Annotated in this window: 14 protein-coding genes; 1 reads left to right on the top strand and 13 read right to left on the bottom strand. The window is 43.0% G+C overall.

From position 1 onward, the window contains the following. Positions 1–186 precede the first annotated feature (186 nt). From DESACI_RS12495 to addB, 8 genes are all read right to left on the bottom strand, one after another. Positions 187–1,428 (bottom strand): (Fe-S)-binding protein, encoded by a 1,242-nt coding sequence (locus tag DESACI_RS12495; protein WP_014827555.1) that lies wholly within the window; start codon positions 1,426–1,428, stop codon positions 187–189. Between the two features lie 24 nt (positions 1,429–1,452). Continuing rightward, positions 1,453–2,295 carry an FAD/NAD(P)-binding protein gene (locus DESACI_RS12500; RefSeq protein WP_014827556.1) on the bottom strand — a complete coding sequence of 281 codons (843 nt, stop codon included), beginning with the start codon at positions 2,293–2,295 and terminating at the stop codon, positions 1,453–1,455. Further along, on the bottom strand, positions 2,295–3,308 hold the full coding sequence (locus DESACI_RS12505) for a 4Fe-4S dicluster domain-containing protein (RefSeq protein WP_014827557.1): 1,014 nt from the start codon (positions 3,306–3,308) through the stop codon (positions 2,295–2,297). Before DESACI_RS12505 ends, DESACI_RS12500 begins: the two co-directional genes overlap by 1 nt. Before the next feature lie 9 nt (positions 3,309–3,317). Further along, entirely contained in the window at positions 3,318–4,268 is a 951-nt protein-coding gene (locus tag DESACI_RS12510) for a 4Fe-4S dicluster domain-containing protein (protein ID WP_014827558.1), read from the bottom strand. Continuing rightward, entirely contained in the window at positions 4,261–4,743 is a 483-nt protein-coding gene (locus tag DESACI_RS12515) for a hydrogenase iron-sulfur subunit (RefSeq protein ID WP_014827559.1), read from the bottom strand. Before DESACI_RS12515 ends, DESACI_RS12510 begins: the two co-directional genes overlap by 8 nt. A 35-nt stretch (positions 4,744–4,778) precedes the next feature. Then, complete coding sequence (locus DESACI_RS12520) at positions 4,779–7,811, bottom strand: FAD-dependent oxidoreductase (protein WP_014827560.1); 3,033 nt, start codon at positions 7,809–7,811, stop codon at positions 4,779–4,781. A gap of 152 nt (positions 7,812–7,963) precedes the next feature. Then, on the bottom strand, positions 7,964–12,016 hold the full coding sequence (gene addA / locus DESACI_RS12525) for a helicase-exonuclease AddAB subunit AddA (protein WP_014827561.1): 4,053 nt from the start codon (positions 12,014–12,016) through the stop codon (positions 7,964–7,966). After that, complete coding sequence (gene addB, locus DESACI_RS12530) at positions 12,009–15,638, bottom strand: helicase-exonuclease AddAB subunit AddB (RefSeq protein WP_014827562.1); 3,630 nt, start codon at positions 15,636–15,638, stop codon at positions 12,009–12,011. Before addB ends, addA begins: the two co-directional genes overlap by 8 nt. Before the next feature lie 369 nt (positions 15,639–16,007). Here addB and DESACI_RS12535 point away from each other — a divergent pair, with 369 nt between their 5' ends. Then, the gene (locus DESACI_RS12535; RefSeq protein WP_014827563.1) at positions 16,008–16,733 is read left to right on the top strand and encodes a polysaccharide deacetylase family protein; all 726 of its coding nucleotides are present in this window, start codon (positions 16,008–16,010) and stop codon (positions 16,731–16,733) included. Here DESACI_RS12535 and DESACI_RS12540 read toward each other — a convergent pair whose 3' ends face one another. From DESACI_RS12540 to DESACI_RS12560, 5 genes are all read right to left on the bottom strand, one after another. Continuing rightward, positions 16,734–18,149, bottom strand: coding sequence for a GGDEF domain-containing protein (locus DESACI_RS12540; protein WP_014827564.1), 1,416 nt, complete (start codon positions 18,147–18,149; stop codon positions 16,734–16,736). 112 nt (positions 18,150–18,261) lie between these two features. Then, positions 18,262–19,107: a YitT family protein gene (locus DESACI_RS12545; protein ID WP_014827565.1), complete on the bottom strand. Its 846-nt coding sequence runs from the start codon at positions 19,105–19,107 to the stop codon at positions 18,262–18,264. 168 nt (positions 19,108–19,275) lie between these two features. After that, entirely contained in the window at positions 19,276–20,700 is a 1,425-nt protein-coding gene (gene cls / locus DESACI_RS12550) for a cardiolipin synthase (protein WP_014827566.1), read from the bottom strand. A 259-nt stretch (positions 20,701–20,959) separates the two neighbouring features. Beyond that, positions 20,960–21,877, bottom strand: a complete 918-nt coding sequence (locus tag DESACI_RS12555) for an EamA family transporter (protein ID WP_014827567.1) — start codon at positions 21,875–21,877, stop codon at positions 20,960–20,962. A gap of 228 nt (positions 21,878–22,105) precedes the next feature. Further along, a complete protein-coding gene (locus tag DESACI_RS12560; protein WP_242833049.1) occupies positions 22,106–23,320 on the bottom strand; it encodes an ammonium transporter in 1,215 nt (404 codons plus the stop codon). Between the last annotated feature and the right edge of the window lie 71 nt (positions 23,321–23,391).

Consider the following 23,391-nt stretch of genomic DNA (forward strand, 5'->3'; position numbering starts at 1 on the left):
TACATATTATTATATTTTCTCCTTAAATCTAATATTTCCTGCAAGTGTTTCATTTTTTGTTCAAAGACAGATTATTATGTAAATACTGTATTATGCAATAGAACAAAGTCCCGTTGGGCGGCAGCCCTAACGGGACTTCATAAGGGTTTTTAATACAATATTATTATTTTATAAAAATTATTTTTCCTACTGTGATTTATCTCCAGTTTCTGCCTCTTGTTCCTCATCAGTCACTAAGGCATTCTCTATGAGATGGCTAAGGTGATACATTTTCATTCCAAGTTTATAGAACTTATTCATGTCATTAAATTGGTCAATGCAATTATGACATGGAATGCAACCTATTTTTGCTCCGGAATCTATCAGTTGTTTAACTTTAGGTTTTGCCTTTTCCATACGTTGTGCTCTGGTCGAGGCAACAGCAAGAGCACCACCGCCGGCTCCGCAACAAATATTGTATTTACCATCAGGATTCATTTCGCGATAATCCATGACGACATTCTTGATTACATAACGTTGAGGTTCATAAACTCCTTCTTTACGTACAGTGTTACAAGGGTCGTGCATAGTTACCGGAAGAGGATTCTTAGTCTTATCGAGTTTAAGTCGCCCTTCCTTAATTAAATCCGCATAAAGTTCAACAATGTGGCGGACAGGAAAATCTTTGCCTTTCCAAAAAGAACGCTTAAACATCCTGCAGGAACGGAAGGCGTGACCGCATTCTGTGACAATGAGTTCTTTAGCATTCAAGCGCTCAACTTCTTCAAAGAGGGGACGGGAAATTTCCTGGAATTCATCGTTCTTTCCGGTGAAAAGACAAATATTTGTAGCATCCCAGCGCTTGCTGCTAAGAGTATAATTAACTTTGGCAACCGCAAAGATATGCAAGATCGTTTGGAGTTCATTTGGATAGTGTTTTACCTCACGCGCATTAAATCCAAACATAAAATCTGCATTAGGTACATCAATAGGAATTTTATAGCTGGGATCTTTCAGTTCGTTTTGAAGCTCTTCTTCAAGCCATTCTAAAGTCTCATCGTAGTCAATTTGCTCAACAGCCATTTGATTTCCTGTTCTGATATGGTCATCAGCAATAATTTGCAGATGACCTGGAGGAACAGGAGTTTTTCCGCGGAAAGCCCGGGTAATCGCAGCTATATTCACACCCATAGGGCATTCAACGGTGCAGCGTTCACACATATTGCAATTCCAGACAAAGGGGTCGTTTTCGACCTCTTCCCGAAGACCTAGGGCTACTTTACGTATGAATTTACGAGGATCGTTATCCTCCCAAATATCACTATACTTGCATCCAGCAGTACACATTCCGCAGGTGAGACAATTCGAGAAATCATAGCCTTTTAACATTTCAGCGACTTCATCGCGCAGGGTCGGATCTAAACTTTTAACTCTAATGGGTTCTGCCATCTTACTATCACCTCCGATTTTGAATTAATATTCGCTAGGCAGTTCTTTTAATTGAGCCATCGAAAAAACCGGACCGTCTTTACAAACGTATTCAGTACCAATATTGCAGCGGCCGCAGATTCCCAGCCCGCATTTCATCCGCATTTCTAATGAGGTATAGATGCGTTCAGGAGGGAAATTCAGTTTTTCCAAAACAGGCAGCGTAAATTTAATCATTGCCGGCGGTCCACATACAACTGCATAGGTATTTACAGAGGATGGTGCAATTTGTTCTGTGATCGACGGAATAAAGCCGACGTGCTTAGTCCAGCCCTCTGCCGGACGGTCGATGGTGGTGACAAGATTGATATTGGGATTTTTGTCCCACTCGGCTAATTCATCTTTATAAAGCAATAAGCCAGGATTTCTCGCTCCGTAAATTACTGTGATGTCTCCATAGTCGCCGCGGTGCTTTTCATCCAACATATAGACTGCCAACGAGCGAAGCGTCGTAAAGGCAAATCCTCCACCGATGATGACAAGGTTTTTTCCCTTAAATTCTTCCACGGGATAATAGTTGCCCATGGGACCCCGGACTCCCACCATGGTGCCCTCTTCCATCAGATGGAGGGCATTGGATACGCAGCCTACTTTAGCTACAGAAAACTTGAGAACACCGGGTTCCGTAGGTGATGTGGCGATTCCAAAGGGAGCTTCGCCGTAACCAAAAGCACTAAGTTCGGCAAATTGTCCCGGCATATATTTGAAGTTTTCTTCATCTTGTTTATTGAGGTATTCCAGAGTAAAGGTATTAATATTTCGATCTTCGGTCTCAACTAAATTTTTAGCGAGCCTCATTGTTATCGGGAGATAAGGATTCTGTTGCATTATTCCACCACCAATTCTGCTTTGTTGACGCCATCAATGACCTGGCGCATATCCATATTTACAGGGCAGCTGCGAATACAGCGGCCGCAGCCAACACAGGCTATGTCCCCATTGTTATGCACAAAATAATTAAATTTGTGCATCATTCGCTGGCGCCAGCGAGCTTTTTGCTCGTTGCGAGGATTATGACCAGAACCGTGCAGAGTAAAGAGCGGGGCCATGCAAGCATCCCAGGTTCTTACGCGACTCCCTGAGTTTTGGCGTACTTCTTCGGAAATATCGAAACAATGGCAGGTTGGGCAGGAGAAGGAGCAGGTATTGCAACCTAAGCATTTCTCTTGCAACGTATCCCAATAGGAGTTGTTGAACATTTTGTCCAGTTTTTCAGTAATGGTCGATACATCCACTTTACTTGTTGTCTCAGCACCTTTAATGGCATCAACAATTGCTTGTTCCTGTGCGGTTAATTCACTAAGACCAAGGTTACTGAACAGTGCTTTGCCCTTTTCGGTAATCACTTCTACTTCGTAGGAATCACCTAAATCAATAAGGAAAATGTCGGCCCCTTCGCTGCTGGCCGGAGATAAACCCATTGATGAGCAGAAACAGGTTGGAGCAATGTTTTTACAAGCCAGGCCGATAATTACGGTATTATCGCGGCGATCATAATAATAGGGATCTCGATACTGGTCGTTCTTAAAAACTTTATCAATCAGGAGCAATCCTTTGGCGTCACAGGGTCTTACTCCGAAAAGAATTGTTTTTTCCGCGTTCAGCTCGTTTTTAACGGTGACTTCTTTGCCGTTTTTGACATAGGACAACAGCTTTTCATGTTGGGGGAAGAAGAAAGATTTTGGAGGAAGTTTGGAATTCAGATAATCTTGCTTAATGTCCGAAAAGCTCTTAACGGCTTTAAAGTTCACTCCACCAGCTTCACTGACCGGAGCAATGATTTTATAGTCTGAGGACAAAGCCTCTAAGGATTGGCCGAATTTTTCTTTACTTATCTTCATGTCTTCACCTCACTCCTTTACCAAAAATGCTTCTGGGTCATCCCCGCTGTATTCATTAAGAGCTGGCTTAACATCTAGGCTGATTCCGGATTCATGATTGTACATTTCTAATACGTCACGGCTCATCTTGCGATTTAAGGCCCGAATATCTACTCCTTGGGGACAAGCTCTGCTGCAGGCGCCGCAATCAACACAACGTCCGGCCAGATGGAGAACACGTCCGGCTTGGAAGAAAAGATTTTCGGCCCGGTTTACTCCGCCTGTTAACCAGCGCGGGGTATTGCAATCAACAAAACATTCCTGGCAGTAACACAGCGGGCAAGCGTTGCGGCAAGAATAGCAGCGAATACATTTGTCCATCTGCTCTCCGAAATAAGCTTCACGTTCTTTATCCGATTTTGCCTCCATCTCCAGAACGTCGGCAAAAAGGACAGCCTCTTTGGGTACTTCCACAGTTCCGCCAAGGTGAATATCTTCGATCACTGGATTGGGATAACGGCAGGTTTGGCAGGTTGCATCCTTAACATCTGCAAAAGTAAATTCTCCGCTGCCTGACATACCTTTTACTGAAATCTTGCCATCAGCTACCGTTGCTTCGATTATTTCCCCGAGTTCGTTTTCAATCTTCCGCTTGTCGATAACCCCTTGGCAGGAAACTCCGATGATGTAGACATCGTCTTTAGTTAATTGGTTTTCCTGCAGGAGCACGACTAAAGCACGGCTGTCGCATCCTTTAGTGATAATAGCCTTCTTCCCCTTAATCTTATAAGAAAAGGCTGCTAAATTATTTTCGCAGGTTTCATCCCAAATGAGTTTATCTGTATCTTCTACTGTACGGACAAAGCAAGGTGTAGCTTTCAGCGGCAAGGAACCTTTTTCATATCCAATGACAACATCGACTTTTCCGTCGGCCAGTAATTGGCGGGCTGTTTTTCGGATATCTTCCACGACACTACTCATCCGTTCCACCCCCGTCCTTTACTTTAAATACACCGTTATTAGGTCCCAGGGCTGCGACACGTTCCGTAACCCCTTTCACCACTTCGGAGAATCGAACACCCTCTGCGGCAGATACCCAAGAGAAACTGACCCGGTCTTCTTCTAAGCCAACATGTTTTAAAAGGGACTTGATCAGAGCAAATTTCCGGCGAGCGACGAAATTACCGCTGATATAGTGGCAGTCACCAGGGTGGCATCCGGAAACAAGGACTCCATCGGCTCCGTTAGCCATAGCTTTTAAGAGATATAAGGGATTGATTCTTCCTGAACATGGGACTCGAATAGTTCTGATTGTCGCTGGATATTGAAAGCGGCTGACACCGGCAAGATCAGCGCCGGCATAACTGCACCAGTTGCATAAAAAGGCGGCAATCTTAGGTTGGTAAGCTTTATTGTCCGTATCAGATACGTTTACTTGACGTTCTTCCATAAACATCTACCTTTCCTTAGCCTTATTAAAGCAGTTCAATTTTAGAAGAAGTTTAACATTTCCACGATTTGTTCGTTTGTACATCCTCTAAGATTGATGGCACCGCAGCGGCAACTGGAAGCACATGCTCCACAACCTTTACACAGTGCATCGTTCACGACGGCTACCCGGTTTTCTAAATCCACGGCAACAGCCTTAGCCGAACATATAGCTTCGCAGGTTCCGCAGGCCGTACACTTGCGTTTGTTAACAAAGGCAGTTAAACCGGCGGATTCAACTTGTTCCTTAGATAAAGCCACGCCGGCACGACCGGCCGCTGCTTTAGCCTGGGCGATAACCTCTTCCATATTTTTAGGGCTATGAGCAATACCTGCCATATAGACACCGTCAGTACTGAAATCAACAGGTCTTAATTTCATATGAGCTTCTAAGAAGAATCCTTCATTATTAAGGGGTACTTTGAACCACTTGGAGAGTTTTTTGCCGTCTTCCGGTGCTTTAATAGCAGCCGCAAGGCAGATGACGTCAGCTTCAATTTCAATAGGACGATCTAAGACGTGATCCCTGACAGTGACCACAAGAGTTTCTCCTTCTTTAGTAACTACAGGTTTTTCATTTTCACTGTAGCGAACGAAAAGAATTCCGCTTCTGCGAGCCAGCTCATAGTCCTCTTCGAAATAGCTGTAAGTTCTCATATCGCGATACAGAACAAAGACATTAGCTTTAGGATTCTTAGCTTTAACTTTTAAGGCCAGTTTAACGGATTTAGTACAACACGTGCGGCTGCAATAAGGGTTTTCTTCGCAACGGGAACCGACACATTGAATGAATACAAAATTTTGAGCTTTAGACACTAGGTCATCGTGCCGTACTAAGGCTTCATCCATTTGGATCTGAGTCATGACACGGGGATCTTGACCGTAGAAATATTCTTTAGGCTGATATTCTTGGCCGCCGATAGCAATGACGGCAACCCCATGGCGGATTTGTTCTCCATCCTTCAGGGTCGTTGTAAAGTTTCCTAAGAAACCACCAACCTCTTGAATTTCCTTACCTAGATGCAGGGTGATTTTGGGATGACTGCTGACGCGGTCGATTAATCCTGCCAGGAAAGCCTTGATATCTTCTCCTCGGAAACCGGTGGAGAAGCGTTTGGCAATACCTCCAAGTTCCGGAGCTTTTTCAACTAAATGAACAACATATCCTTGATCGGCTAAGGATAAAGCACTAGTCATACCGGCAACTCCGCCGCCAACTACTAAAGCGTCATGGTTCATCTCCATAAATACCGGCTGAACAGGTTGCTGCATTGTGGCTCGAACAATAGCCAGGCGGGTTAGGTCTTTAGCCTTTTCAGTGGCTTTTTCCGGCTCGTTCATGTGTACCCAGGAACATTGGTCGCGGATATTGGCCATATCAAATAAATGAGCATTCAAACCGGCTTCTTTTAGTGTTTCTTGGAAGAGTGGTTCGTGAGTTCGGGGGCTGCAGGAAGAAACTACAACTCTGTTAAGTTTATATTCTTCGATCATTTCCTTCATAGAAGCTTGAGCATCCTGGGAACAAGCATAGATTTTTTCTGTGGCTACGACAACGGTAGGCAGAGTTTTAGCATATTCCACGACTTCCGGTACATTAACGACACTGCCAATGTTAACGCCGCAATGACAGATGAAAACTCCTGTACGAATAACATCTCCGGCGACTTCTTTTTCCGGCGGATATTCTTTCTCGCTGACCAGAGTTCCCCGCTCTTGGGATAATAAAGCGGAAGCTGCACCGGCGGCGGCACTGGCCTGCATGACTGTTTCCGGGATATCACGAGGGCCGCTGAAAGCACCCGCGGCAAAAATACCTTCTCGGGAAGTGTTAACACCGCTGAGAGGTTCCAACTCGGCAAAGCCAAATTTATTGACTTTTAAATCTAAGGTCTCGGCTAAAGCTTTGGAACTTTCCCCAGGCTCTAAGCCAACGGAAAGAACGACAAGATCGAATTGCTCGGTGGAGATTTGGCCATCCTCATTGGAATAGCGAATGACGGAATCTCCTGAGCCGTCTTCAGCCTCTGTAACCTCATAGATACGAGAACGGATAAAGCGGACTCCTTGATTATCCTTAGCATTGTTGTAATATTTCTCAAAATCTTTGCCCGGAGTTCTCATATCCATAAAGAAAATCGTAGTATCCACGGGAATATGACTATGCTCTTTGGCAATGACTGCTTCTTTAATAGCGTACATACAGCAAACGCCGGAGCAATAATTTTTGTTGATTTTTGCATTTCTGGAGCCAACGCACTGAATCCAAGCAATTCTTTGCGGCTCTTTCTTATCGAAGGGACGAACTAAATGACCATCGAAGGGGCCGGAAGCACTTAAGAGACGCTCGAATTCCAAGCTGGTAACAACGCTTTTGATTTTGCCATACCCATAATACTCCAAGGCAGACGCATCAAATACTTTGAAACCAGGGTTCAAGATCATCGAACCAACTTCAATTTCGATATCTTCGCCTTCCATATCATGATTAATAGCACCGGCTTGGCAGGCTTTCAGACACTTTTTGCAAATGTCCTTGCCTTTGGCCTTTCCGGTGGTTTGGAAGAGGCATTTTTTAGGATCAATTGCATAGGCGTTAGGAAACGCCTGTGAATACTGTTTAAAGATCGCTTTACGTTTACCGATTCCTTGATTGAACTCATCATCAACTTTAACCGGGCATACTTCTGCGCATGATCCACAGCCTGTGCATTTATCAACATCGACAAAGCGCGGCTGCTGTCGAATAGTAACTTTAAAATTCCCAGCTTCCCCTTCGGTTTTTATAACCTGGGAATTTGTATAAATGCGAATGTTAAGATGGCGTCCGCACTCTACCAGCTTTGGAGACAAAATACACATAGAGCAATCATTAGTAGGGAATGTCTTATCTAACATTGGCATGGTTCCGCCAATGGCTGACGATTCTTCTACCAAATGGACCAAGTACCCCGACTCTGCCAAATCAAGTGCAGATTGAATACCGGCAATTCCTGCGCCTACAATCATTACAGCACCGATTTTATTTTGACTCATTATAACACCTCTTTCATGCTAACTCTTTGCAATAGTTACAACTATCACAAGGGCAATGATTATTAAATTCGCCAAATAAATTAAAAATCCTTTCGCAAAATGCCAAAATATTATAGAAGAATGTAATTATTCAATAAGATTTTTGGCTAGTATCATAGGAATAGTTGATTTTCCATCGTTTGCCGTATTTCCAGACAAAGTGAATTTGGAATGATAACTTCTCTCCCTAAGGAAAACGAATAGAGTGAACATTGAGTAACTCCAATGCCCATAAGCTTTTCAATGGCCAAAGCATAAAGGGTCAGTTGCAGGGCGTACCGATCGATGAGAAGTTGTTCAGGGGGCTTTTCGTTTCTTCCCACCAAAGCGTCTGTTTTGTAATCAAGAATTTCAGCAGAAAATTCTTGACCGTTCTTCCGGATCATAACTACATCTATGACACCTTGAACTAAGATATTCGTTTGAGCTTGTTTTTGGGGAGTAAACGTTAACGTGAAAGGCAGTTCTCTAAGAACCCGTTCCGAACAGAACAGCCGTAATCCGAGAGGCGTATTCAGCAGTTGAACAATTTTAGGCGGTTCGATACTGTTCTTTTGTTCATCGTTTAGAATATCTCTGTCTTGCAAAAGGTTTAGTAATTCAACAATTTTTATCGTCTGCTCGGCTGAGTTTAAAACTGCCCAATCGGTACTCCATTCTCTAAAGGGCAAATGCTGCATCACTGTATGCAAGGCAGTCCCACGTTCTGCTGCCGTCAAGGAATGTGACGTCTGGAGAAACTTCGGTCGCAGAATTTGATCCCCTCTCGTAGAGATACTCTCATGTTGAGAAGTTTCATCATCAACATACCAATTATACTGGCGCTTTAATTCTGAAACACTTGTTTTGGCAACCAGACTAACCGGGTGAGGATATTTCCAACGTAAACGGCGGTCGATTTCATAAAACCATTGTTCAGGGGTTAAATTTTCTGTGGATTCATCAACAACTTCTTCTTTAGCCAATTCTTTTGTTGGTTCTTTAACTTCCTCAATACCACGCTTTTCGCAGCCAGTTTCCTCCCCTTCCGTTTCAGAGACCGGTTTAGGACTGTCTTGATGATTCATCTCTTGTTCGGATTCCAAATTATGATGAAAGAAGATTTCCCACGCAGAATTGGACTCAGGAAGAGTTATGATCGTATGGTCTTGCCCCTGGCCTAAGTCAACTAAAGGATGACGAGCCAATGCGGGGATAATCCAATCAAGAAAGGACTTGGCATTTCGGAGCAATTCCTCGGGCAGTGAAACATCTTGCCAGTCACAAATTCGCCGCCACTTGAGAAGAGCGCTGTCCAAGTTTTCCACATTGCCGTAGAGGAACAATCGTTCTTTGGCACGGGTCAGAGCAACATAAAGGATACGCAGCTCTTCGGCTAACGACTCTTGAGCCAGACGCTGCTGTACAGCATATTGGATTAACGACGGATAACGCACATTGTTCTCAACATCAATGATAGGCATGCCCAAACCTAACTCGGAGTGAAGAAGCAGCTTTCCATTCAGGCTTCTTGAATTAAAGCTTCGCCCCAGACCGACTACGAAGACAACAGGAAATTCCAGTCCTTTACTGGCATGGACTGTGATTAAGCGGACAACATTTTCATTTTCTCCCAGCGCACGGGCGCTGCCCATATCCTTCCCCTGGCCCTGAAATCGTTCTAAAAATCTAAGGAAGCGGAATAACCCCCGGTATCTTGTGGCTTCAAAACCTTTAGCCCTGTCATAAAGCACTCGAAGATTGGCCTGACGCTGAACCCCAGCAGGCAGCGTTCCCACATAAGTAAAATACCCGGTTTCTTCATAGAGGGCCCAGAGAAGTTCAGACAGTGACAAACGGCGTGACTGAGTCCGCCAGCTTTGCAGCTTTGTCCAGAAGTCAACAATTTTCTCACTTAAACCGGGAGCTGAAGCTAATAAGTCTTGGGCTTTTTTAATTCGAGACAATATATGATGGTTATAAAGATTTAGAACCTGTGAAAAAATCTCTTGGTTATCTTCGGAAAGATGATCCTCATCTAAACCGGCCCAAACAGAAAGTGTCAAGGCCTCGTAAAAATCTCCTTCCGGAAGTACCATGCGCAGTTTACCAAGTTCAAGTCCGTTAAGGCCCACCAGAGGAGAACGCAGAACTGCTGCCAGAGGAATATCCTGATGCGGATTATCAATGACTTTAAGAAGAGAAAGGATTATTTCTACTTCACTTGCCCCGAAGTAACCCGTTGATGTTTCTGCATACACGGGAATGTTTGCTTTCTGAAATTCCTCTACGTAGACTGGAGCCACTGCTGAATAGGAGCGCATTAAGACTACGATGTCGGAATATTGTACCGGACGGAAATTTCCCAATTTCTTATCATAGATATGAAACTCGGAGCCTTCTACAAGGGTTTGAATCCGTTCGCTGACAAAGCGTGCTTCAATTCTAGCTTTGTCGAATTCTTCCTGAGAAGATTCTTGATTGGAGAATTCTTGATTCGAGACTTCGTCAGAACTTTGACTTATTCCCTGAGACACGTTTTCTTTATTCCAAGAGGCTTTCACACTCTTTAGATTTATAAGATGGACTTCTATTGGGCCCTCAGCTGTAGAAATTGAATCTTGTCCTTTGACAAAAGAAGCTCCATACTGCAAAGCTGCTTGATCATCATAGGATATTTCTCCGGAACCTTGAGTCATGATCTGGCGGAACAGAAAATTAACACCGTCTACAATTTCTTGGCGGCTGCGAAAATTTCGGTTCAAATCGATAACCATTTTGACAGGCACAGACGCATCAACCTGAGATTCTGGATTCCAATGAGGCAAGTTTTGATACTTATTCAGAAACAGACCGGGATCTGCCATGCGAAAACGATAGATGCTCTGTTTAACGTCCCCAACCATAAAAAGGTTCGGGGACACTTCCTGACGAGACACCAACTGCAAAATCCGTTCTTGTACTGGATTGATATCTTGGTATTCATCAACGAGAACTTCTGTAAAAAAGTCTTTAATTCCTTGAGCTGCTAAAGTAGGTTTGTCCTCTTCTTCGAGTAGGCGCAGGGCAAAATGTTCAAGATCCGAAAAATCCAGAATGTTACGTTGTCTTTTAGCCCCAGCATAGTTCCGAGAGAAATCCAAGACCAATTGGCCCATCGATTGAGCTATTCTTGCCATAGGTTTAAAATCTTGCAATTGGCGCTCATGAGGATATGAGAAAAGTTCGTTTTTAAGGGCATTCATTTTTTTCTTGGCCTCATCACGAAGCTTTTTGCATTCTTCTTGTAATTCTTTATCCCCTTTGGAGCGAGCAGATGACAGTTTGGGAAACATAGCGGTTTCTTGAACTTGAGATTCTATCCTAGTCCAGGAACTTGAGTTCATTAGCTGTTTCAAGAGGCCAACACGATTAAGGTCATCTTGCAAGGTTTCTGCATATTGAACAGGTCCCTCCGGCTTTTGGGTAATTTGTTCAGCATTTTTCAGAAGACTATAGACTTCCTCAATGGAATCCAGGAGTCCCTGTCGAATGGATTGTCCCCACTCACTCTGCATCATGGTTTCCAAATCATCCCAGAGATAGGCTTGGTCAAGGGTCTTTAGCCATTCCAAGGGGTTTGTTTGACTTTGGGCAAAATCGAAAATACGGAGTGTGTGTTCCATTACTGCCAGATCATCCCGGTCTGAGCCGAAGGCATCAATGAGCGCTATAAAGTCCGGGTCTTCACAATCATAACGTTCTTCAAAGAGAGCTTCCACCACATCCTGACGCAGGAGTGTGATCTCTGCTTCATCAGCGACTCGAAATGCCGGGTCCAGATCCAGCACGTAAAAATACTTTCTAATTAATTCTAAACAGAATGAGTGCAGGGTGGTTATATTGGCTCTCTGGAGTAAAGCTCGCTGCTGGAGGAGATGTTCAACTTGCTTAAAGTCTTGCTCTTGGAACAGGGCCTCATCAAGGGCTTTGCCAATCCTCTCTTTCATCTCATTTGCGGCAGCTTTGGTGAAGGTAACCACAAGAAACCCATCCACATTAACGTGATTATCTATCTCTGTAATTTGTTTTATAATCCGTTCAACTAACACAGCGGTTTTTCCGGAACCGGCAGCGGCAGCCACTAAAAGTTGGCCGCGTAGATTAATTGCCGTACGTTGTTCTGCTGTCCAAGATGGCTTACTCATCAAAGTCTTCTCCTTCCAGCCAATTTAAAACTCCTTTTGCCGGTCTGTCTGCAACCGAGGCAGGAGAACTAATGCTTTCTAAACGGTCCCAAAGTTCTTCTTGGTTTAATGGCCGCAAATCTCGATATTGATTTTCCGGAAGATAGGGGTCAAAGTGACATACTGGGCGATAGGAGCAATACTGGCAGCCTGTACTCTTACCCCGTCGGTAGGGATATAAGGAAATTTCCCCTCCAAGAATATCCTCACCTGTCTGACGGAGAGTATGAAAAAGATAGTTCTGCAGCATTGAAAACTGTTCTTCTGTCAGAACATTGGCGCCTTTTCTGAACGAACCATCTTTATTTAATTTCAAGCCTAGTATATCGGATTGTCCGGCAGCAAAGGAAGCGTCCATTGCTTCTAAAACATGGGGGTCCGCTAATAAATAGCCGCTGATTTTAATTGCTTTAAGACGCCGTTCTTCCGCTTCTTCCGCACTAAGAGGGGCTTTTTCATCAAGCTGAGGTTCAAGGACAGGAAAATAAAGAAAACCGGCAGGCAAGGTTGGCGGTAAAGTCTTGGGACTTTCTTGATCTTTAAGAGCTGAAAGGTCAACGGTATTCAACAAGACCTCCGCACCTTGGAGGGCAACACTTAAATAAGTAAGTAATTGAAGATTAAGACCGTAGTAAATTGTATCCAGAGCTAACGTTTGTTCTCTGGATTTATAATCAAGGATTCGCAAATATACTTGCCCGTTTAAAAAGGCAGCGTCGACACGATCAATTTGTCCGGATAAAACTAATGAATCTCCTCCTGATAGAGGAACCTCAACCCCGGGAAGTGTCCCATTCGGACCGAATTTAACTTCCAACTGGATTGGGAGGAATACTCCTCGCCGGGCATGTTCCGCCAGTACACGCACTGCATGATGGACAGTGCGCTTAAGTTTATGGGTGATGTAGCGATAGCGGGCATTGCTTAGAAGAATTTCATGCTGCAGCTTAGGCGCTAACTGATCCGCTAATTCACTAATAAGGCCCCAAGACTCTTCTTTCGTTAATTTGCCCCAATCTAAGTTTCTCTCTTGCAGCTGAAGAGCGAAATCATGTAAAAGAGTGTGAAAGAATTCTCCCATATTTGGACGGGTAAGCTGATATGTGGGACGTTCATGGAGCTTCAGACCGTAATGGGCAAAATGTCCGAAAGGGCACTTGGAGAATTGTTCTAAACGGGAGACACTTGCCTTTAATTGCTTACCATAGAGACGGCGAGCTATTGGACGCGGAATCCGTTGTTCTTGATTTTTCGCAGTGAGGCTCGACTGAATATAGGTCAGTTTCCGCCGATGTTGAGGATCTTGGCTCAACCATAATTCGGCTGCTTTCCAAATGGGCGATGTATGCTCACTCCGTTCTGGATTGCGCAGCTGACCTGCATAGTATTGAAGAGCGGAATCCGCATGAGAGATAAGTTCTAAAGCCTCCTGATTGCCCAGAAAGTTCTCGGAAATTAAGAAAAGCTGTTTTAAACGCGGAATTACTGGGGATTCCGTAAGAGCCTTTCCCTCTTCATCTGTCAAAGGATAGGAGATCACTAACTTCTCTCTTGCTCTGGTTAAAGCCATATAGATAAAAAATTGTTCCTCATACATCTGTGCTTTCCCTTTCGGAGCGAGAGAAACACCTTCTTTCTCCAATTCCTCCCGTTCTTCAGCATCAAAAACGCCTTCAAAACCTGGTCTTGCCGGCAGAATTCCTTCATTAGCACCGAGAATAAATTGAATACGCACTTCAGGATTTCGTGAGCGATCTAAAGATCCCACGAGGACCTGATCAATTCCGGGTGGAATTTGCCCGATTTCCAGCGCCTCAATTCCGGAAGCAAGAATTAAATTATAATCCTCAAGTTCTAAAATTTCGTCACCTAAGCCGGTAACGATTTCATCGAATACCTGGATCACTGCGGCCCAAAGCTGATCGTGCAGTCTGGCTTCGCTCAGCTTCCCTTCAGTTTGAGAATGATCAGCCCAGCGTTTCAAGGTTGCGGGCACTTCGAGTTTCTCTAAAAAAGAAAACAGGGTTTCCGTAATCTCGCGAACCGTTATAGCTTCCTTATTATCCCTATTCGTCAGCGCTTCATAAAGAGGAAAAATATGTTGGTAAATAATTAACCTAGAGCTATTTAACTGAGCTTCGATTTTTAACTCACGATCACGCTGTTCCTCATTTTGACCAAGTGACCATTGTCGATGGTAGCGCCAGGGCGCCTTACTGCTCCAGCTTCCGCCATTGATGCCATGTTCAAGACTATAGTTTTCCAAACGATCAATATCATCCCTTTGCAACGGGAAAAAATCGGTCTTTAAGCAGCGAAAAAGAGGTTCATAAGCCCAATTACCTGAAACTACTTCCAGAATTGAGAGCACCAATTCTATGAAAGGATGGTGAAGTATGGTGTGTTTATGATCAATATAAAAAGGAATTTCGTAGGAAGTAAACACTTGAGATATTAAATCCTGATACCCCGAAAGATCACGTGTCATGACAGACATGTCCTTCCAACATAATCCTTCATCCCGGGCATAGTTACGTAATTCTCGGGCAATTCCCTCGATTTCCGCCCGCCGGTTGACGGCGGATATTATCTCAATTCCAGGACCTGGTATAAGGGTAGACTCATTAAACGTGGGAGACTCTGTAGGTAGATTCGAAGTATAAGTTTCAGAAAAAGGGGTTGTTGGATAAGAAAAATAATACTTTTCTAAATGGTAAAGCCAAGGATGCTGAAAGCGTTTTGTGGCCGCCAGAATTGACGGAGGTTGAACTTGAACTCCCGTTTCAATAGCCAATCGCTGCAGAGCTTGATAGGTTTGCCATGGACCTGTAAAAAACTCTTCCCCTATTTTTAAAGTTCCTTCGGTATCTCGCACTTCACTCAAAAGGTCAGGGTCAAGAGGAATTGTTACCACAACATTGGCGGCAGTTGTTATAAGTTGTTTTAAAACCTCCAGTTCCTGAGGCGTAAAACCAATGAAACCATCAATCCAAACTTTAGCTGCCTGAATAAGCGGGGCTTGCGGTATCTTTGCTGCCAAAAGGGAAAGCTCATCGTCGGGATCCCTTACGGCTTGTCCGAGGGATACTTGAAATTCCTCATAAATCAGGGCTAAGTCAAAAAGTTTATTCTCCAATAGTTCATGGGGGTTTTTAACGTCACGTAAGTCATGAGGAGCGATGCGATAGGTTTTAAATTCCCCAATAGTTTTGGCAAGAAGATCGGCCATTCCGGGGCGAGTTGCCGAACGGGCAAAGGCCTTCAGCTCCAGACGATGTTTGAGGAGAATCCGCCGCAGAAGCATTCGTTTGCCCGTAGCTCCGATCATTATCTTATTTCCGCCCCCGGTTTCGGCAAAAACCCGCCAGCCCATCCTGCGGAAGCTCAAAACTTGTGCTCGCAAACTTCCTGCCAATTCAGGCGAATTGGCCAGAGCCACTTCCATCTGATAGCTTGCCTGTTCGGGAACAAGAAAGATTATGGGGTCCCCCCACGACTGCTCCCGAAGTTCACTGCGTATTTCCTCCAGACAGAGTGAGCTTTTACCGCTGCCTGCCCGGCCAATAATCAATCGGAGACTCAACTCAATTCTCCTTTCTCAGGACACAGTTTATGTGTCAATCCCGCCAACACCCTCTAATATCTCTTTCTTCAGGACGTCTTAATAATATAGAGGTTATGATTTGTATATCTTGTAACTAGCCAACGACATGATTCACTCAAATTCTTCGCAAAATCGAAATAGTTGCTTTAGTAATTTTCGCAGGCCCAGAAGCTGACTAAAAAAACTCACTTTGATTATAGCACGTATAAAGGACACATTAGAATGCCATAAAATTGTTTTCAGGCAGCAGACCACCGGTTAACCGTTGGTCTGCTGCCTTCATTAAAATTCCAGGCATGCCCTGAGATATTTGAAATAGGATAATAAAGTAATTGGGGGGTGTAGTAGATGATTTTTTGTGTACTAACTCGACGGAAAATAATCATTTCCTGTTTTTTTATGATCATTTTCGGAATCATTGCCTTTAGCTCTGCCCATTCATTAACGGCTCCCTCCATAGTACGTGCACCGGGTACCTATTATATGGCTCATACACAAGAAAAAGTTGTAGCGCTAACCTTCGATGATGGGCCTAATCCTATTGACACACCGAAAATCATGGAAATTCTCAAAGAAAAAAAAGTACGGGCAACGTTTTTTGTTTTGGGTCAGGCTGTTAAGGAATATCCTGATTTAGTAAAACGCTTAGTAAGTGAAGGCCATGAAATCGGAAATCACAGCTACGATCATGATTATAAGCAAAGGCAGCTTTTGCGAGAAATAGGTCAAACAGACGCTGCAGTTTATGCAGCATGCGGAACTCACACTTATTTCTATCGACCACCGGGAGGCTGTATAACAAAAGAACAACTGGACAGCATCAAGAAGAACGGACAGGTAGTGGTTCTTTGGAGTGTTGATAGTAAAGATTGGCGCGATCCTGGAGTAAATCAAATTGTTAAAAATGTTATGGATCATGTTTTCCCAGGAGCGATTATTCTCATGCACGACGGCGGATACCGTCGCACTCAAACAGTTAAGGCCTTAGCAACTGTTATTGATTCCCTTAAAAGCGAAGGCTATCGAATTGTTACTCTAAGTGAATTAAAAGCGCTCGATAATGAGTTGAAATAATCAGGAGTTTTGCTGAGACATAGTTTTAGTTTTAGTGTCTGAATTGTAGACGGTTAACTGATTTTTGCCGTTACGCTTTGAAACGTAAAGGGCATCATCAGCATGTTTAATGAGGTCTTCAGCCACTAAGGCGTGTTGCGGATAAGAAGCAAGTCCCACTGAAATCGTGGTATGAAGCAAAGGATTATTCTCCATACTTTTGGCACGTGTATTCTCAATTAAGCGTTCTGCGATGCTGATCGCAGCATCTAGATTGGTATTAGGCAAGAGAATAACAAATTCATCTCCCGCGTAGCGTACTACAGCATCCCCTTCTCTTACCCCTTCAAGCAAGAGTGTTGCAAAAAAACGCAAGAATTGATCCCCCACGGGATGACCAAACTGATCGTTAATTCCCTTAAAGTTATCGCAATCAATAAAAAGAAGCGAAACATTCCCCTGGGTAGCTTTTGCATGGCTTATGGCCCGCTCTGTTAAATCCGAAAGCGAACGAGAATTTAAAAGGCCGGTTAGGCTGTCCGTTTCTGATAGGCAGCGTACATGTTCGTATAAGCGGGCGTTTGCCAATGCCACACTCACCTGGTTGGCAAATATCTGGGCTAATTGCAGATCCTCTTTGTTAAAGGCATTTAAACTAAGGGTATAAATCCAGAGAACCCCAAAGGTTTCCCCTTCCAGTTGAAGCGGAATTCCCATCACCGATTCATCATCATAGGGAGTACCAGGAATGTGGATAGCCCTAGGATCGTGTTCGGCATCGCCGGAAAGAATGGATTCCCCGGTAGCCGCTACCCAGCCTACCATGCCAAAACCTACTCGAGGTTGGCTATGCAAAATGCTGGTTAGAATTACAGGATCGTTTCGACTTTCACGTGCGCTAATGACTCGTAACGATTTTTTTTCTTCTTCCATTAGGAAAATAGTGCAGCCATCGGCTTGAAATAATGAAAATATCTCGTCTACGACTTGATTCGTTAATTCACATAAATCCAGCGTTTTCGTCAGCGAAGCAGAGATGTTCGATAACGCCGACATTTCTGTTTCATGGCGCTGAAATTGACGGATGGAATAAATTTCCCTGTTCACTGCAATCCCAATTAAAAGATAAACAAACGTATAGAGAAACCATTGAAGAAGGGTGAGGCGTAGTGAATTTTCATAAAAAATGAGAAATGTTAAGCCGGAGGCAAATAGAACTTGTATTAGCATATATTCCCAAGGAGAATAGAGTGCCACTAAAGCCGTAATCAGGAAAAAAAGCGAAATTAAAAAGATGCTTTTATCACCTAGGATAATAATAATACTCGCCAGACAAAACATTAAGCAAATCATGCTAAAAGTCCAAATCAAATTATGCGGAGAGCCGGAAGCCCATAACGTTTGAATTCTCCAGTGATTCTTGTTCTTGCCCGTCATCAGTTCGACCCCTCTGTTCTATAACTGATAGTCAAGATATCCTTCTACTACCAAAGATTATAATTCTCTTTGCTTCAGACCAAATCCTGCAACAAATTTATTAACTCTAAAATTATTCATTTTTAAACCCTCTGCCAAGGACTTCTCCTGCGTTAGTCACAATCATAAAGGCGTCCGGGTCTACCTCACGTACTGCTTGTTTTAAGCGGCCAATCTCAGGTAAACTTACCACACAGATAACAACATTTTTAGGCTCGTTGGAGTAAGCCCCCCGACCACTTAGAAAGGTAGCTCCTCTGCCTAAGTCTGCCATGATTCGACCAACTAAGGCTTCCGATTGATCTGAAATAATGGTTATGGATTTTGAAGGAACGCCGCTTTGAATCAGATCAAGGACTCGTCCGTAGACGAAGAGGTTGACTAAGGTATAAAGAGCCCTATTAGAGCCCAATATGGCCCATGAAACGAGAATGATCACGCTGTTAATTGCTAAGGCTGAAGTTCCTATGGGCACACCGAATCTACGCTGGATAACCTTGGAAACAATATCGGTTCCCCCAAGACTTCCGCCAAAGCGAAAAACGATACTTGAGGAAATACCTGAAAACACTCCGCCATAAAGTGCTCCTAAGAAGATATCGTTAATAGGAACAGGCTGTATACCTTTAAATAAATCTAAAAAAATAGAAAAGATAACCAGGCCCAAAATCGTTTTGAAAATAAAATCTTTATTAATTTCGCGCCAGCCTAATATGAATAAGGGAATGTTTAATAGGAAGGTCATCAAACCAATAGGCAGTTTAAAGGTATAATATAGCAAAAGCGCAATACCCCCTACCCCGCCTCCTCCAAGTCCGGAAGGGACGACAAAGGCTTGAACTCCATAGGCTGCAATAATTGCTCCCGCAGCAATTGCCAGTATACCCGCAATTGATTTAGTACGTTTCGTTATTTTCATACCTTACCCTCCAAGTATGCAACGTCTCTCTGGATGTACTTACTTTATAAATCAAACCTCCCCAGTCTCCAAAAGAGTTACGGGGAGGTTTGAGGTTGATAATATTATACAGATATTTATAGCCGAGGTAAAGTTAATGCATTCGTATTCGGTGAAAAAGCCAGGATTCTATAACAAGGGGGAAAATAGTCGAGCTAAAGACTCTTTAAGACGTTCATAATAAGGACGGGTTTGAAATGTTTCAAGATTAATACTCCGAGATTCCTTTAAGTCCTGTTCGAAGTTTTCTTTCAGTATCATCGTTATATTACTGTCATAAATAAAAGCAGAAATCTCAAAATCAAGGACAAAACTTCGCACGTCCATATTGGCCGACCCTACAGATGCCAAATTATCATCAATGAGCAAGATTTTGGCATGGAGAATCCCTTTCATATATTGATAGATTTGAACGCCCGCCTTAAGCAGTTCTTCCAGATAGGAGTTCATAGCCCAGTAAGTCACTTTATGCTCAGGGACTCCCTGAATGATTATCTGAACATCGATTCCTGAAAGAGCGGCAGTTTTGAGCGCCATCATTAAACTTTCATCGGGGATAAAATAGGGCGTTTCGATTTTTATATTCTTTTTAGCCATTGTCAGTGCGACGAAAAATCCCTGCAAAATAGATGAGCGGGTAGTATCTGGGCCACCGACACCAATCTGAATCGGAAGAATGTCGGGAATATCAACTTTTGGGAAGTAAATTTCCCCCTTTATCTCTTGCTCTGATACTGAATACCAATCATTTAAAAAAATTGTTTGCAGAGTATGTACGGATTCACCTAAAAGTTTTATATGGGTATCTCTCCAAAATCCCAGCTTCGGGTTGCGGGAAAGGTATTCATCTCCTATGTTTAATCCTCCCATAAAACCTACAGATCCATCCACAATCACGATTTTGCGGTGGTAACGCAAATTGAGCCTGGGAGTTAAAAAAGGAAAACGTACAGGAAAATACCAATGGGCTTGTATTCCCATCTTTCGCATAGTGCCCATAAAATTTCCCGCAATCGAGAGGCTTCCGACTCCATCCAATAGGACTCGAACCTCCACTCCCTCCGAGGATTTACGTGATAAAATCTTTAAAATATCGGCACCAATTTCATCATCCTTAAAGATATAGTAACTCAGATGGATATGATGAGAGGCATTTTCTAATGCTTGAAGTAAAGCCTTAAATTTCTCTCCGCCATTGACAAGTACAACAACACGATTATGGACACTTGGAGGAGCATAACCACTGTTATAAAGGAGTTTTAATATTTTAGGGTCAATAGAACGTTCCTGATATAACATCGGACATTCCTGCTCTAAAAGGGTTTCTTGTTGATCGCTATTATAAGGCAGTCTTTTGGAAATAAGAGTTTTTTTCTTAAACAATTGATTGCGTTGCCTTTGAGCAAACAAGACGTAAAGAAGAAAACCAAGGACAGGCAGAAGGCTGAGAATAAACAGCCAAGTTACCGTTTTCCCCGGATCTTTATTTTCAAGTAGAATAACGGATCCAAAAAGAACTATTTGAACAAATAGCAGTAAAATTAACCAATACACATCTCCACCGCCCAGTTATAATTCCGGCAAGTATTTAACAAATGCTCTAGGTATTATGTGCACATGTAGTTGATTTTAATGCTTTTGTACTAATTCAAATGCTGCAAATACATCAAAGAGTACTTGCATCCGAGGTGATGGCGAACACTATTGCATTGGCAAGCGGTGATAATTCAAGGAAACTTCTCCCACAATTTAGGCAAGTTCTCATACTTAACTGGATTAGTTTTAGGTGTGAGTGGAAAGCCTTTTGATGAATTCACAAGGATTCTGTTTCCCTTATGCCAATATTTAATTTTTTATTATGTGGCCAAGCTGCCAAAATAGCTCCTAATAAGACACAGGCGGCACCGATACCTTGAGTAGTATTTAAATACTCACCTAAGAGAATATAAGCTAAACCTACTGTTAACACCGGCTCCAAAGTACTGACAATAGAGGCTGTCGTTGGTCCAACTCTCCGAAGCCCCCCAAAAAAAGTTAAGATAGCTATGATGGTAGATAAAATTGCAATCCCCAAAATATCCAGCCAGGTTAAAACTGAGATATTCCAAGTGAATCCCTGAATCACACCGGTTAACCCATAGGTTACACAGGCTGCACTTGAAATCACTGCAGAACTAAGCAACGGGCTAACAGAATTTATGACGCGATTGCTCGTTAAAATATAGACTGAATAAATTGCTGAAGCACCCAAAGCGCATAATATACCAAGAACATTCAATCCTCCAAAGTTTAATCCTAAAACAAAGATTAATCCTATAATGGAAAACAACAAACCGCCGACTTTTATAACAGAAAGTCTTTCTTGTTTAGTTGCCAAAGCTAAGATTGTAACTAGAATCGGGTATACATAAAAAATAAGAGAAGCCATGGATGCCGGAATAAATTTTACAGCTGAAATATATAACCCGGCTTGCCCTGCATAAATTATTCCGCCAAGCAACCAAAGTCGCAAAAAGTCTCGTTTGGCTAAATGGATAGTACTTTTTCTCACGATAATTAGACCCCAAAAAACCGCGGCGGCAATCAGAAAACGTATAAACAAAACCGTTGCCAAACTTGCTCCGCCCGCAAAAACAAATTTCCCAAAGATGGGATAGAAGGCAAAACCTAAGGCGGATATAAGAATTGCCACTATTCCACGACCGTGTCCATTGCTCCTCACGTTATTCATTTTGTCATCTCCAGAATTATTTTCAACAATTTATATTACCATGTTTAATTGTGCGATGACAATTTATTCTCAACCGATGTTTTTCTTTCCCTATAGAGATCCCTTCAACTATCGTAATAACTAGACCACCAGGAAAGTAGACCAGCGCATCCTTTCTGATAGTACAAAAAAAGTCAATCAGCAAGAGCCTTAATCTCTGGCTGATTGACCTATATTCCATTTTTAAAATTACAAATAGGCTGTTTCACCGTGCAGAATTGCATCCAGTCCCTTTATTTCCACTTCCTTAGGCACACGCACAGATTCAAAAACATTTATAATTTTTAAGATAAGATACGTTACACCAAAAGCATAAAGAGCCGTGAAAGCAACCCCTAGTATTTGAATTAAAAATTGATGCAGATTTCCTTGAACCAGACCGCTCGTATGATTAACGCTCGATATTGCAAATACACCCACCAAAATTGATCCTAGAATACCTCCGACTCCATGCACTCCCCAAACGTCAAGAGCATCATCCCAATCGAGTTTTATGCGTAATTGAACCGCTGCATAACAAACAACCCCAGCCAGTAAACCGATGATAGCAGCTCCCCAAGGCCGGACATAGCCTGCAGCAGGCGTAATAGTTGCTAAGCCAGCAACTGCACCAGTAAGAACACCTAACATGGTCGGTTTTTTCTCATGAATCCAAGATATAATAAGCCAGGCAATCATGGCCAGGGAACCTGCAATATCGGTATTGACGCAAGCGGTTGCCGCAACACCATTAGCAGCTAACGCACTGCCGCCATTAAATCCAAACCAGCCAAACCATAAGAGTCCTGTCCCCAAAGCAACAAAGGCAATGTTATGCGGCGCAGTGCTCTCTCCTGGTTGCAAAACTCGTTTTCCAACGAAAAACACTGAGGCCAAAGCGGCAATTCCGGCAGTAACATGAACAACAATACCGCCTGCAAAATCAACAAGCCCCATTTGGGCCAGAAAGCCTCCACCCCAGACCCAATGAGCCACAGGTATATAGACAAAAATACTCCATAATACTAAAAACTTAAGATAACTTTTAAAACTTATCCTATCGGCAAAGGCCCCGGTAATCAAAGCAGGCGTAATTACGGCAAACATCTCTTGATAAAAGAAAAATACTAGGAAAGGTATGGTTGGCCCATAAGCCGGATTTGGGGTCATGCCCACTCCGCTTAAACCAAAATATTGTAAACTTCCTATAATACCATGAAAATCTTTACCAAAGGCTAGACTAAATCCTCCCAGGACCCAAATGGCCGTCACGATTCCCATTGAAACAAAGTTCTGAATCATGATTGTCAATACGTTCTTCTTTCTTACCAGGCCACCGTAAAAAAATGCTAAACCCGGGGTCATAAGACAGACCAAAGCGGCACTTATTAAAACAAACGCCGTATCTCCTGTATTAATCATCATAATCCTCCCATTTATTAATTTTTAAAGTCAAATAAATCTTAAACTAAAACGAAGGATTAATTAATACGGGA

Source organism: Desulfosporosinus acidiphilus SJ4 (assembly GCF_000255115.2).
Taxonomy (GTDB): Bacteria; Bacillota; Desulfitobacteriia; order Desulfitobacteriales; family Desulfitobacteriaceae; genus Desulfosporosinus; species Desulfosporosinus acidiphilus.